11 protein-coding genes and 1 tRNA gene are annotated in these 13152 nt (G+C 74.6%); 4 read left to right on the top strand and 8 right to left on the bottom strand.

The genetic code is table 11. The features are described 5' to 3' along the window. Window positions 1-37 precede the first annotated feature (37 nt). The 6 genes from ACIF6L_RS11370 to ACIF6L_RS11345 form a co-directional block, all read right to left on the bottom strand. Window positions 38-1183 carry an FAD-dependent monooxygenase gene (locus ACIF6L_RS11370; RefSeq protein ID WP_396488045.1) on the bottom strand — a complete coding sequence of 382 codons (1146 nt, stop codon included), beginning with the start codon at window positions 1181-1183 and terminating at the stop codon, window positions 38-40. Window positions 1184-1283: 100 nt separating this feature from the next. Continuing rightward, window positions 1284-1895 carry an ATP/GTP-binding protein gene (locus ACIF6L_RS11365; protein ID WP_329490370.1) on the bottom strand — a complete coding sequence of 204 codons (612 nt, stop codon included), beginning with the start codon at window positions 1893-1895 and terminating at the stop codon, window positions 1284-1286. A gap of 3 nt (window positions 1896-1898) precedes the next feature. Further along, window positions 1899-2324: a DUF742 domain-containing protein gene (locus ACIF6L_RS11360; protein WP_380386868.1), complete on the bottom strand. Its 426-nt coding sequence runs from the start codon at window positions 2322-2324 to the stop codon at window positions 1899-1901. A gap of 7 nt (window positions 2325-2331) precedes the next feature. Then, complete coding sequence (locus ACIF6L_RS11355) at window positions 2332-2763, bottom strand: roadblock/LC7 domain-containing protein (RefSeq protein WP_329490371.1); 432 nt, start codon at window positions 2761-2763, stop codon at window positions 2332-2334. Continuing rightward, a complete protein-coding gene (locus ACIF6L_RS11350; RefSeq protein WP_396488041.1) occupies window positions 2760-5900 on the bottom strand; it encodes a nitrate- and nitrite sensing domain-containing protein in 3141 nt (1046 codons plus the stop codon). Before ACIF6L_RS11350 ends, ACIF6L_RS11355 begins: the two co-directional genes overlap by 4 nt. A gap of 431 nt (window positions 5901-6331) precedes the next feature. Beyond that, window positions 6332-7024, bottom strand: coding sequence for an FCD domain-containing protein (locus tag ACIF6L_RS11345; protein WP_329490374.1), 693 nt, complete (start codon window positions 7022-7024; stop codon window positions 6332-6334). A 202-nt stretch (window positions 7025-7226) separates the two neighbouring features. Between ACIF6L_RS11345 and ACIF6L_RS11340 the strand changes: the two genes are divergently transcribed. The 3 genes from ACIF6L_RS11340 to ACIF6L_RS11330 all read left to right on the top strand — a co-directional run bounded on the left by ACIF6L_RS11340 (window position 7227) and on the right by ACIF6L_RS11330 (window position 9663). After that, window positions 7227-8975 (top strand): 2-isopropylmalate synthase, encoded by a 1749-nt coding sequence (locus ACIF6L_RS11340; protein ID WP_352287502.1) that lies wholly within the window; start codon window positions 7227-7229, stop codon window positions 8973-8975. Next, window positions 8972-9454, top strand: a complete 483-nt coding sequence (locus ACIF6L_RS11335) for a YbaK/EbsC family protein (protein WP_329490376.1) — start codon at window positions 8972-8974, stop codon at window positions 9452-9454. The genes ACIF6L_RS11340 and ACIF6L_RS11335 overlap by 4 nt, the downstream gene beginning before the upstream one ends. Before the next feature lie 140 nt (window positions 9455-9594). Continuing rightward, window positions 9595-9663: transfer RNA gene (locus tag ACIF6L_RS11330), tRNA-Glu, on the top strand. 78 nt (window positions 9664-9741) lie between these two features. Here ACIF6L_RS11330 and ACIF6L_RS11325 read toward each other — a convergent pair. Next, on the bottom strand, window positions 9742-11181 hold the full coding sequence (locus tag ACIF6L_RS11325; protein ID WP_396488038.1) for an MFS transporter: 1440 nt from the start codon (window positions 11179-11181) through the stop codon (window positions 9742-9744). Between the two features lie 135 nt (window positions 11182-11316). Here ACIF6L_RS11325 and ACIF6L_RS11320 point away from each other — a divergent pair, with 135 nt between their 5' ends. Then, a complete protein-coding gene (locus ACIF6L_RS11320) occupies window positions 11317-12018 on the top strand; it encodes a helix-turn-helix domain-containing protein (RefSeq protein WP_396488036.1) in 702 nt (233 codons plus the stop codon). A 103-nt stretch (window positions 12019-12121) separates the two neighbouring features. Here ACIF6L_RS11320 and ACIF6L_RS11315 read toward each other — a convergent pair whose 3' ends face one another. Further along, complete coding sequence (locus ACIF6L_RS11315) at window positions 12122-12649, bottom strand: N-acetyltransferase (protein WP_329490379.1); 528 nt, start codon at window positions 12647-12649, stop codon at window positions 12122-12124. Window positions 12650-13152: the final 503 nt, after the last annotated feature.

Here is a 13152-nt window from a genome sequence, read left to right as displayed (position 1 = left end):
GCCGGTCGGTGACGTCGGCCGGGCGAACGTTCCGGCGTCAGTACGGCTGGACGAGGACGTGCGCGGCGCCCGGGATGCCGACCTTCAGCAGCTCGTCCTCCTCCGGGGTGGTCGGCGTGCCGGTCTCCTGCTTCAGGACCGCCCGCGAGAGCGCCTGCACCCACATCGCGCGCGGCCGGCGGCGCTCCTCCCAGGCGGCGAGCGCGGCCGCGACGTCCGTGGCCGGGTCCTCGACCGCGTCCAGGCTCTGGGCCAGCACCAGCGCGTCCTCGACCGCCATCGCCGCGCCCTGCGCCAGGTGCGGGGTGCTCGCGTGCGCGGCGTCGCCGGCCAGCACCACCCGGCCGACGTGCCACGGCTCCTCGACACTGACCTGGGAGATCCGCGAGTAGACCACCGCGGCCGGGTCGGTGACCAGCGCCAGCGCCTCGGCGACCGGGCCGCCGAAGCCGGTCAGCCGCTCGGCCAGCTGCTCGTGGGCGCGCTCCTCGTCCGGGCGGAAGTCCGCCGGCTCGGCGAACACCGATCCCAGGTACATCAGCTCGTCGGTGATCGGGGTCAGCAGCGCCTTCGCCCGCTGGTTCCCGGCGGACATCACCACGCCCTGCACCTCGGGCGAACGCGGCAGCGTCACCCGCCAGTTGGCGAATCCGGTGTACTCGGGCAGGTACTTCTCGCCGTACAGCCGGCGGCGCAGCGGCGAACCGATCCCGTCGAAGCCGACCACCAGGTCGTAGCGGCCGTGGTGGCCGTCGGTCAGGGTGACGTCGACGCCCACGCCGTCGTCGGTCAGTTCGGCGATCGTGGTGCCGAAGCGGAGGGTGGCACCGGCGGCGGTGGCGGCGTCGCCCAGCACCCCGGCCAGGGCGGGGCGCGGTATGCCGTTGTTGGACGGGGCGTCACCCATCCGGGGCTGCGGGATCTTGGCGAGGGTGGCGCCGGACGGGTCGCAGACGGTCAGCACCTCCCACTCGAAGCCGGCCGCCAGGCAGGCCTCCAGTACGCCGATCTCGCGCATCACGTGCAGGGCGTTGGACGGCTGGATGATGCCGACGCCGAGCGCCTCCAGGCCGTCGCGCAGCTCGGCCACGTCGACCCGGTGGCCGCGCCGGGCGAGCGCGGTGGCCAGGGTCAGGCCGCCGATGCCGCCGCCGTGGATCAGTACGCGCAGGGGTGAGGTCATGACGGGGGTCTCCCAAGGGGGTCGGTGCGGGCGGTGCGGTGCGGTGGGGTCGGGTGCGGTGGGGTCGGGTGCGGGGTGGTCGGGTACGGGCGGGCCGGGGTCAGCCGACCGGCGCGGGCCGGGCGGCGGAGAGGTCCATCAGGTGGTCGACCAGGGCCAGCAGGAGGTCCCGGCCGAAGCCGCGGTCGCGCACGTCGCCGAGCAGCATCGGGACCTGCGGGTCCAGGTCCAGGGCGGCCCGGATCTCGTCCGGCGTCCGGGTGTTCTGCCCGTGGAAGCAGTTGATCGCCACCACGAAGGGGATGCCCCGGCTCTCGAAGAAGTCGATCGAGGCGAAGCTGGTCTCCAGCCGGCGGGTGTCGGCGATGACGACGCCGCCGAGCGCGCCGTTCACCAGGTCGTTCCACATGAACCAGAAGCGCTCCTGGCCGGGGGTGCCGAACAGGTAGACCACCAGGTCGGGGCTGACCGTGATCCGGCCGAAGTCCAGGGCGACGGTGGTGGTGTCCTTGCTGTCCACGCCGGACAGGTCGTCGACGCCCACGCTGGCACGGGTCAGGTACTCCTCGGTGCGCAGCGGGGCGACCTCGCTGACCGAGCCGACCAGGGTGGTCTTGCCGACGCCGAAGCCGCCCGCGATGAGGATCTTCACGGCGGACGGCGCGGTGGCGCCGGAGGCGGAGGAGGAGGGAAGGGGTGCGGTCGGTGCCATGGTTCAGAGTCTCCGGAGTCCTTCGCGAACGGCCGTCAGCAGGCCGAGGTCCAGGCCCCCGCCGGCCCGGGCCACCGAGAGCGGCGCCCGGGCCAGCAGCAGGCCCTGGGAGATCAGGTCGCCCAGGAGGATCTTGGTGACCGAGATCGGCAGGTCCAGCTCCGCCGCCACCTCGGCGACGGCGGCCGGACGCCGGCAGCGGTCCAGGATCATCCGGTGCTCGGGCTGGAGCCCGCGCGGCCCCGAGCGGGAGGAGCCCCGCGCCAGGACGGTGCGGGCCTCCTCCGACACGGTGGTCAGCACGGTGATCAGGGTGAGGTCGTCGCGCTCGGGCGCGGTGCGGCCGCGGGTGATGGTGTACGGGCGCACCATCGTGCCGGCACCGTCGTCCTCGTCCTCGTCGGGCACCTCGCTCCAGTGCGGGATCACCGGGGCATCAACCCCGGTTCCTGGCCGCGAAGGCGTCGAAGTCGCTGCGCACCGGCGTGCTCAGCTTCTGGCCGACCTGCTGGACCAGGGTGTGCATGGCCACCGACATCACCTCGGCGTCCACCTCCTGGGAGGCGACCACGGCCAGGTGGGTGCCCTGCGCCGCGGCGATGATGAACAGCCAGACCTCGGACAGCTCGACGATCACCTGGTGCACCGGCCCGCCGTCGAACAGCTGGCCGACGCCCCGGGCGAGGCTCTGCTGGCCGGTCGCGACGGCGGCCAGCCGCTCGGCGTCGGCCCGCTCGATGGTGCGGGAGTGGCTGACGACCAGGCCGTCGTCGGAGAGCAGCACGGCGTTTCTGGTCCCGGCCACCGAGTCGACGAGTCCGTCCAGCAGCCAGTCCAGGTCCTGGTGGGTGGCGATCGTGCGGTTCATGACTGGTCATCCGTCCTAGTGGTTCGGGGATCCGCGGCGGGCAGGGCCCAGGGGGCCGGGTCCGGTGCGGGCGCCGGGGAGCCGGCGGATCCGGTGGGGGGCGCCGGGCGGGAGCCGCGGGTGAAGACGTCGGGCCCGGGGAGGTGGACCTCGCCGGAGTCCTGGCCGCGGGCCACCCGGGACTGTCGCTGGAAGGCGCCGATGGCCGCGCCCGAGCGGCGCGGGGGGCGCTGGAACGCGCCGGCCGAGCCGATCGGCGTGCCGAAGGAGCCGGGCATGCCCGGCGCTCCGGTGACGCGCTCGCCTGGCGCCGGGGCCGGCGGCGGGACGCGCAGCTCGGCGGCCAGGCTGGCCTGGCGAACCCGCTGCGGCAGCGGCGCCTGGCCGTCGGCCGGCTCGCTGAGCGGCACCGTCGAGGCGTACTCGCGCCGCTCGGCGAGGCGGTAGTGGTCGGCCGGGCGGTACTGCTCGTCGGCGTAGGGGGCCTCCGCGGGCGTCACCGTGGCGTAGGCGATGTCCGGGTAGGCGGGGGCGTCCTGGGCAGGGGTGTCCCGGGCGGAGGCGTCCTGGACGGGCATCTCCTGGGCGGGCGTCCGGGCGAGCGGCTCCTGGGCCGGCGCGGCGTACTCCGGGGTGCCGTCGGCGGGCGCGGCGTACTCCTGGCCGCCGTAGGCGTCCGTGCCGTACCCGTTCGTCCCGTAGCCGTCGGTGCGGTACCCGTCGGTGCCGTACTCGGCGCCGCCGTGGCCGGCCGTGCCGTACCCGCCGGCGCCGTACCCCGCGCTGCCGTAGCCGGCCGAGGCGTCGACCGGGGAGCTGTGCTCGACCGGCTGCTCGGGCGCGGGCGGCTGGATGTACTCGACGTGCGCGAACGCCTCGGCCGAGTTCTCCGCGGCCGCCGTCGCGACCAGGACGGTCTCCGGCGGCTCGATCGCCGGCGGGGCCGTCGCGACCGCCGTCGCCACGGTGGCCTCCGGGTCCGTCGGCCGGGCGTGGGCCGGGGTCCCGGCGAGGGCGGCCGGTGCGGTCCTGCGGGTGCGCCGGGCGAGCGGGATCGGCTCGACCGGGGTGGCGTCCGGCAGCCCGGCGTCACCGTCGATGACCAGCTCGTCGGGGACGAGCACGACCACCCGGGTGCCGCCGAAGGCCGACGGGCGGAACTCGATCCTCAGGTTGGAGTTGGCGGCCAGCCGGGCGACCACGTAGAAGCCGAGGCGGATGTCGTCCGCCCGGGCCAGCACGTCCATCCGGGGCGGACGGCTCATCAGCTCGTTGGCCGCGTCGTACTGCTCCGGGTCCATGCCGAGGCCGCGGTCCTCGATCTCCACCGCGAGTCCGCGGCCGACCATCGCGGCACGGACCTCGACCGGCGTCGGCGGCTTGGAGAAGCTCGCGGCGTTCTCCATCAGCTCGGCGATCACGTGCGCGACCGGGCCGACGGCGCGCTCGGAGAGCCACGGGTGGCCCTCGACGTCCAGCATGATCCGCCGGTAGTCCTGCACCTCGCTCTGGGCGGCCCGCAGCACGTCCAGCAGCGGGACCGGCTTGCGCCAGCGCCGCTGCGGCTGGCCGCCGGCCAGGATGACCAGGTTCTCCTCGTAGCGCCGCAGGCGGGCGGTGAGGTGGTCGAGGTCGAACAGGCCCTCCAGCACCTCCGGGTCCTCGTGCTTGCGCTCCAGCTCGTCCAGCTTGCGCAGCTGCTGACCGATCAGCAGCTGGGTGCGGCGGGCGATGCGCTGCAGCAGCCGCTCGAAGCCGCGGTGCTGGTCGGCCTGCCGGACGGAGGTCTCCAGCGCGGAGGTGCGGGCCAGGTTGAGCGCCTGGCCGAGCTGGGCCAGCTCGTCGGTGCCGTTGCCGTGCGGATCGGCGGTGATGGCGCGGCTCTCGGCCTCGACGTCGACCTGCTCGCCCCGCGAGAGGCGCTCCACGACCTCGGGCAGCGTCCGCTCCAGCTCCTCGGCCTGGGTGTGCAGCGCCTTGATCCGGCGGCGCAGCGAGCGGGTCAGCCGCCAGCTGGTGAGGATCACCGCGACGACCGCGATCAGGCCGATGACGGTGGTCAGCACGAAGGCGGTGAGCAGCGAGAGGAAGGAGCCCTTGCCGACCTCGACGATGCCGTCGGTGCGGGTCTCGATCGCCTTCACCAGCTCCGGGTTGAGCTGGTCGAGCGCCTGGCGCCACTGGTCCTGGGCGGCCGGGAGCTTGACGGCGCCGCTCGGATCGGCCGGGGTGGCCCTGATCAGCGACTGCTCCACGGAGGCCTTGGCCTGCCAGGCGGGGCTGGTCATGACGTCCTGCCAGGCGGCGGCCTCGGCGGCCGGCACGTACGGCACGACCTGCACGGTGAACAGGTGGTCCTGCGCGCCGATCGCCTGCTGGACCTGCTGGTAGTCGGCGGCGGTGAGCTTGCCGGACGGCCAGCCGCGGGCCAGCAGGGCGTCCTCGCGGGCCAGCATCTCCTTGGCCCAGAAGGCGTTCACCAGGGTCTTGGAGATCCAGGTGACCTCGCCGTTGTCGACGTGGCTCAGCGCGGTGAACAGCCGCAGGTCGACGGCGATCAGGTCGGTGTAGTAGGTGAAGGCGGTCTGCTGGTCGACGGCGGCGCGGTCGATCGCCGCCCGCTGCTCGGCCAGCTTGCCCATCGCCTGCCGGGCCTCGGTGACCGCGGTGCGCACCTCGGTGGGCGCGCTGTCGGCGGTCTCGTCGGAGAGCGACTGGAACTGGCGCACCGCGTCGTCGGTGAGCTGGCGCTGGCGGCGCAGCGCGTCGGTGACGCTGCCGGGCCGGGCGAGCGCCTCGGCGCTGAGCCGGCGCTCCTCCTGGAGGTTGTAGTAGACGTGGTTGGACGGCTGCCCGGCCTTCTGGGCCAGCAGGCCCTGGGCCGCCTGGCGCTGGAAGTCGAGGAAGGTCTGGCCGCTGGTGACCGCCCAGAGGGCGGCGAGGGCGAGACTGGGGACGACGGCCAGGACGAGCAGCGCCGTCCGCAGGGACAGGCGCGGACGCCTGCGGGGGGACTTCGGCGTCGGGGGCCGCCGATTCGCACGCGCGCGCAGAGCTGACTCCTTGGGACTGGCGGCCGGCCTGGTGGGGCCGAACCGTCCGGGGGCACGAGCTTTTGACGAAGTGATACTAGTCATACGGTGTGATAGGAGTGAAAACTCGTTCGCTGCCTGGACGGTGTGCGCACACAGTCTTAACACACTGTCATCGGGCCGTTAATGATCGGTGAACGAAGGAGCCTTGCGGGGCGCGGCGCTCCGGGGCTCCGGCGGTCGGCCGCCGATGCGCCGTGATCGTGTGCGGAGCGTGCCTGCCGATTGCCCGCCCGGCCGGGGGGCGGCTGCCTTGCCGGTGCGGCCGCGACTGCCCGAACGGGCGCTCGTGGTCGCGGGCTGACGGGGGCTCGGGCCGGCGGCCGGCCCGGCCCGTCGGGCAGCCCCGGCGGCTCGGCCCGTCGGGCAGCCCCGGCGGCTCGGCCCGTCGGGCAGCCCCGGCGGCTCGGCCCGTCGGGCAGCCCCGGCGGCTCGGGCGGTTCAGGTGGCTCGGGCGGCTCGGGGGCTCGGGTGGCTCAGGCGGCGAGCAGGCGGGTCAGGGTCGAGGTCAGTTCGTCCGCCAGGACCTGCCCGGCCGCCTCCGCGTCGCGCCGGCGGACGGCCTCCACCAGCTCCGCGTGGGTCGCGTAGCCGTGGTGCGGATCGCCCTCGCGCAGCCCCAGCAGTCCGACCAGCTCGACCAGGCGCTCCCGGAGCACCGGGACGAACTCGGCGAACAGATCGGAGAGCACCGGATTGTGGGCGGCCGCCACCACCGTCGCGTGCAGGGCGATGTCCGCGTCCACGAAGGCGGCGTCGTCCGCCGCGCCCGCCGCGTGGCGGGCGGTCAGCGCCCGGTCGAGCGCCGCCTCGTCGGCCTCGTCGTGCCGGACGGCGGCCAGCCGGGCCGCCTGGACCTCGATCATCGCCCGCACCTCGTACACGTGCGCCAGCTCGGCCCGGCGCAGCCGCGCCGACCAGTCCTCGCCCGGCCGGTCCGCCGTCACGAACACCCCCGAGCCCTGGCGGCTCTGCACCATGCCGGCGCCCGCCAGCGCGCGCAGCGCCTCCCGGACGGTGGACCGGCCGACGCCCAGCTCCTTGGCCAGGGCCACCTCGCCGGGGAGCTTGCCGCCGACCGGCCACTGCCCGGCCGCGATCTGCTCGGCGATCCGCCGGGTCGCCTGGTCGACCAGGGGGGAGGGGCGCAGTGGGTCGAGCGGAGACATCGCGTTCACCTGTCAGGTTGTCTGAGGACTTGGTTCACGGTTACGGTACCCCGCATGAAGTCGTGGAGTCTCCTTCCCGGCTGCCTTCGCGGTGGCCTTCTTGGTGGCCGCAGCGGGGTCTGACCGGACCGGCACCCCGCTGCGGGGTGCCGTGCTGCCGGTTCGTCCTCCGGTGCAGAACCCGAGACGAAGGACCTCCCCCATGCCATTCCCCACGCTCCGCACCCCCGCCGGGCCCGTACCGGCCGCCGCCCCCGCCTGGAACCCGCAGCGCGGCAGCGCGATGCCGTTCCAGCGCTATCGCCCCGCCCACGAGCGGGTCGAGCTGCCCGCCGGCGACCGGCGGCAGTGGCCCTCCCGGCGGATCGAGCGGGCCCCGCTCTGGGTGCCCGTCGACCTGCGCGACGGCAACCAGGCGCTGGCCGAGCCGATGGACCCGGCGCGCAAGCAGCGGATGTTCGACCTCTTCCTGGCCATGGGCTTCAAGGAGATCGAGGTCGGCTACCCCTCCGCCAGCCGGACCGACTTCGACTTCGTCCGCCGGCTGGCCGACACGCCCGGGGCCGTCCCCGAGGACGTCACCGTGGTGGTCTTCACCGCCGCCCGCGCCGACCTGGTCGAGCGGACCTTCCGCTCCGTCGAGGGGCTGCCCCGGGTGGTCGTGCACCTCTACACCGCCACCGCGCCGATCTGGCGCGACGTGGTGCTCGGCCGCGGCCGGGCGGAGGTGCGCGCCCTGGTCACCGAGGCCGCCGAACTGATGGCCCGGCTGGCCGAGGGCCGCCCCGGCGTCCGCTTCGAGTTCTCGCCGGAGGTGTTCAACCTGACCGAGCCGGACTACGTCCTGGAGGTCTGCAACGGCCTCACCGAGCTGTGGGACGCGAGCCCCGACCGGCCGGTGATCCACAACCTGCCCGCCACCGTCGAGATCGCCACCCCCAACGTCTACGCCGACCAGATCGAGTACGTGCACCGCCACCTGGCCCGGCGGGAGTCGGTGATCCTCTCCGTCCACCCGCACAACGACCGCGGCACCGGGGTCGCCTGCGCCGAACTCGCCCTGCTGGCGGGCGCGCAGCGGGTCGAGGGCTGCCTGTTCGGCAACGGCGAGCGGACCGGCAACGTCGACCTCGTCACGCTGGCGCTCAACCTGCACACCCAGGGCGTCGACCCGATGATCGACTTCTCGGACATCGACGAGATCCGGCGCACCGTCGAACACGTCAACCGGCTGCCCGTGCACGAACGCCACCCCTACGCCGGCGACCTCGTGCACACCGCCTTCTCCGGCACCCACCAGGACGCCATCCGGAAGGGCTTCGCGCACCACGCCAAGGCGGCGGCCGACCTCGGCCTGCCGCCGGGCCGGGCCCCGTGGGCCGTCCCCTACCTGCCGATCGACCCGGCCGACCTCGGGCGGGACTACGAGGCGGTGATCCGGGTCAACAGCCAGTCCGGCAAGGGCGGGATCGCCTACCTGCTGCAGACCGGGCACGGGCTGGAGCTGCCGCGGCGGCTCCAGATCGAGTTCGCCCGGGTGGTCCAGGAGTCGGCCGACGACAGCGGCCGCGAGGTCGGGGCCGACGAGCTGTACGCGCTGTTCCGCTCCCACTACCTGGACGCGGCCCCGGCCGTCGACTGGCGCACCGGGGAGGAGGACGGCCGCCACTGGGCCGAGGTCGGCGGGCACCGGGGCGAGGGCAACGGCCCGCTGGACGCCGTCACCGCCGCACTGCGCGCCGCCGGGACGGCCGTCGACATCCTCCGCTTCACCGAGCACGCCGTGCGCACCGGGCCCGACAGCGACGCCGTCGCCTACGTCGAGGCGCGGGTGGCGGGACAGGTGGTCTGGGGCGCCGGCCGGGACTCCTCCGTCCTCGCGGCCGGGGTCCGGGCCGTGCTGAGCGCCGTCGGCCGGGCGGCCGCGGGGCACGGGAGGATGCCGGTATGACACCCTCCCTCCCCACCCGGAGCCAGGCGGTCGCCGACGCCCTCGCGGCGGCCGGCCTGCCCGGCGAGATCCGCGTCCTGCCCGACTCCGCGCGCACCGCCGCCGAGGCGGCCGCCGCCCTCGGCTGCGAGGCCGGGGCCATCGCCAACAGCCTGGTGTTCAGCTGCGACGGCGCTCCGCTGCTGGTCATGACCAGCGGGGCGCACCGCGTCGACACGGCCTACCTGGCCGGGCGGCTGGGCACCGGCCCGATCGTCCGGGCGAGCGCCGCCGAGGTCCGCGAGGCCACCGGCCAGGCCATCGGCGGCGTCGCCCCGGTGGGCCACCCGGCGCCGCTGCGCACCGTGGTGGACGAGGCGCTGGCCGGGTACGAGCTGCTCTGGGCGGCCGCCGGACACCCGCACACCGTGGTGCCGATGACCTACGACGAACTGCTCCGGCTCACCGGCGGCACGCCGTCGGCGGTGGTCGCGCCCTAGCCTCCGGTCCCCTGGCGCCGCGCGCGCGTGGCGCCAGGGGGCGGGCGACGGGGTCGATTTCACCTTTGGATCATCCCTTGGTAGTTTCTTCCTCGTCGGCGGGACGAGATCGCGGAAGTGATCGGAAGCCCGGCGGTCAGGCGTCGGTGGTACAGTGGTAGCACGCCCGCTTTCAGCGGGAAGGGTTCGTTCGATTCGGGCCCGGCGCTCGGACGTGCAGGGCGGGAGTCGTCATCGGCTCCCGCCCTCGCTGCTTTCCCGGGGGCCTTCGCTCCGGGGCTCTTCCGTCATCGGCTCCCCGCGTCCGGGCTCTTCGGTCCCGCGCTCTTCGGTCCCAGGCTCTTCGGCCCCGGGGCCGAGGCGCGGGCGACCAGGAGCAGGAACAGCCCGCACAGCGCCACGAGCAGCCAGCCGGGCCGCGACGCGACGGCCAGGCCGTCCGGGCCGACCCCCACCACCAGGCCGCCCGCGACCGCGATGCCGATCGCCGCGCCGACCTGACGCGCGGTGGAGGTGATCGCCCCGGCCACCCCGGCCCGGGACGGCGGCAGACCGCCGACCGCGGTGTTGGTGATCGGCGCGTTGGCGAAACCGAAGCCGACACCGATGAGCAGATAGGCCGCCAGGAGCAGCGGGACACCGGTGTCCGGGCCGAGATCCACCAGACAGAGACCGCCCGCGGCGACGAACCCGCCCGCCAGCAGGAGCGGCCGCCTCGGCCCGAACCGCGCCACCAGGGAGCCGGACCACGGCGCGCACACCGTCGCCCCGAGCGCCATCGGCAGGGTCGCCGCCCCGGTGGCCAGCGCCGTCCAGCCCCGGGCGTGCTGGAGGTACAGCGTGTTGAGCAGCAGGCTCACGTTCAGGGCGACGAACAGGGCCACGGCGCCCAGGGCCGCCAGGGCGAACGGCATCCGGCGGAAGAGCGCGAGGTCCATCAGCGGCTCGGGCCGGCGCAGCTCGACCCGGGCGAACCCGGCGGTGGCGAGCGCCGCCGCCGCGCAACCGGCCACCGCCGCAAGAGAGGTCCAGCCGATCCGGGGGCCCTCGATGAGCACGGCCACCGCACTGCCCAGGGCCAGCACCAGCAGCGACTGGCCGGGGAGGTCGAGCCGCCGGGCGCGCTGCCCGTGCGACTCCGGCACGAACACCGCCACCAGGACGAGGGCGGCGAGGATGACCGGCGCGTTGATCCAGAACACCGAGCGCCAGCCGAAGGCCGCGATGAGCGCCCCGCCGGTGACCGGCCCGGCCGCCATGCTGAGCCCGAAGACGGACGCCCAGACGCCGATCGCCCGGGCCCGCTCCCGGGGGTCGGGCATCGTGTTCACCACGATCGCCAGGGCGACCGGGCTGAGCATCGAGGCACCGACCCCCTGGGCGGCCCGGGCCGCGACGAGGAAGCCGAGCGAGGGCGCCACCGCGCAGGCGAGCGAGGCGAGGCCGAAGACGACCAGCCCGGTCCGGAACACGCGCCGGCGGCCGAAGCGGTCCGCGAGGGCGCCGGCCGAGATCAACAGACCGGCCAGGACGACGGTGTAGGCGTCCACGACCCATTCCAGCCCGCTGGTGCCCACCGCCAGCCCGCGCCCGATCTGGGGCAGGCCGACGTTGACGATGGTGGTGTCCAGCCCGACCAGGAACATGCTCAGCGCGCAGACGGCGAGCACCGTCCACCGTCGGCGGGTGCTCAGTGCGGGTCGATCAGCCAGGATTGTCGTGGTCACGGGCCCACCTTCGGTTCGGTAACGTCTGCGGCCCCATGCTCGGACCGGGCGGCAGCGCCGGCCCAGCATCTTTGCGAAGACCGCAAAAAACGCGCTCCGGCCCGCCCGAGGGGCCGGACGGACCGGAGGCACCCCATGAACGGCGACCGCACCGACCCCGTGAAGTCCGTGAAGTCCGTGCAGCCCGGGGAGCCCGTGACGCCCGTGGAGCCCGTGGAGTCACTGGAGACCGGGCACCCCGTCGCGCCGGTGGCCGGTGGCGACGACGTCGACGAGATCCTCGCCGGCATCGGGCCGCGGCTGCGGGCCCTGCGCCGCGACCGCGGGCTCACCCTGGAGGCCCTCGCGGAGACCACCGGGATCTCGGTGAGCACGCTGTCGCGCCTGGAGTCGGGCAAGCGGCGCCCGACCCTCGAACTGCTCATCCCGCTCGCGCGCACGCACCGGGTCGCCCTGGACCAGCTGGTCGCGGCCCCGGCGACCGGGGACCCGCGCCTGCACCTGAAGCCGCAGCACCGGGAGCGCGGCAACGTCCTGGTGCCGCTGACGCAGTACCCGGGCCGGGTCCAGGTGTTCAAGCAGGTGCTCGCCCACCGCGAGCCGAAGCTGGTGACCCACGCCGGTTACGAATGGCTGTACGTGCTCGCCGGCGGGCTCCGGCTCATTCTCGGCGAGCGCGAATTCACCCTCCGCCCGGGCGAGGTGGCCGAGTTCGACACCGGTGAGCCGCACTGGTTCGGTCCCGTCGACGCGAACGCGGTGGAGGTCCTGCACCTGTTCGGCCCGCACGGCGACCAGGCCGTGGTGCGTACCGGGCCTGCCGGGCAGGCTCCTTGACGATCCGTCCGTTGGGGCCCGGCCGTCGCGCGGGTGGCCGCGCCACCGCCGGGCGGCGCCATCTCGGCGGCGCCGCCCGGCGGTTCGGGGTGCGGGCCGGCGGCTAGATGCCGAAGGCGTCGGCCCAGCGGACCGTCCCGGACGGCAGCGGGTGCCGGTCGTCCAGGCTCAGCGCCATCCACGCCTCGTCGGGCGCGTCGACGGTGAGGACCAGTCCGTGCGCGGAGGCGCGGACGAAGCCGAACCGCGGGTAGTACGACGGGTGTCCGAGCAGCACGACGAAGCGCTCGCCGAGGCCCCGGGCGGCGTCGAGCGCCGCCCGGACCGCGGCCGAACCGGCGCCGGAGCGCTGGTGGTCCGGGTGCACGGAGACCGGGCCCAGCGCGAGCGCCGGGACGTCACCGATGAACGCGCGGCTCAGCACCGCATGGCCGACGGGGGTGCCGGCCGGACCGGTGGCGACGACGGAGAGGCCGTCGATCCAGCCCTCGTCGGTGCGCAGCACGGCGAGCAGGTCGGCCTCCGCGGGCCGGCCGAACGCCGCGAGGGTGAGGGCCTGGACGGCCGGGACATCGGCGTCGGACTCGACGCGGGTCTGCCAGGAGGAAGCGGACGAAGACGGAGAGGACATGGTGGAAACCCTTGGCTGAAGGGCCGGTCGCGGCGGCGCCGCGCACCCGCGATGCGGGGGCGGAAGCCGTCAGACCAGGGCCCGGGGAGTGTGAACCGTCGCCTGGGCGCTGCGCGGTACGGGCGCAGCCGTCGTCACCGTGGCCACTGGTCCACCTCCTTCGTCGAGCTCGTCGTCCTGTCGTCCGGTCCGGACCAGTCGAAGGTAACACGGACAGCGGAACGGACGCCCCCGGTTTTCCGGCCGGCCGCCGGGCGGCGCGGACGGAGTCCGCGATCCCGCGCGCGTCAATGGCGATCGACCGGCAAATAATTTCCGGTGCACCCGTCGGATGGTGGTCTGTCCAGTTTTGCGAGGCGGCAAAAATCTTCCGGTTGACAGTCGTCGCAGCGTATTGAATTCTTTCAATCGCCGGGGAGCCGCGCAGCTCTTCGGACCAAATAGCGATCGACTCCGGGGGCCGGCAGAGCGAGCGGTGCAGGAATCACTGGATCATGCGAGCG

Source organism: Kitasatospora sp. NPDC086009, from assembly GCF_044540385.1.
In the GTDB taxonomy this organism is placed as follows: domain Bacteria; phylum Actinomycetota; class Actinomycetes; order Streptomycetales; family Streptomycetaceae; genus Kitasatospora.
This window is presented reverse-complemented; position numbering and strand designations above follow the sequence as displayed.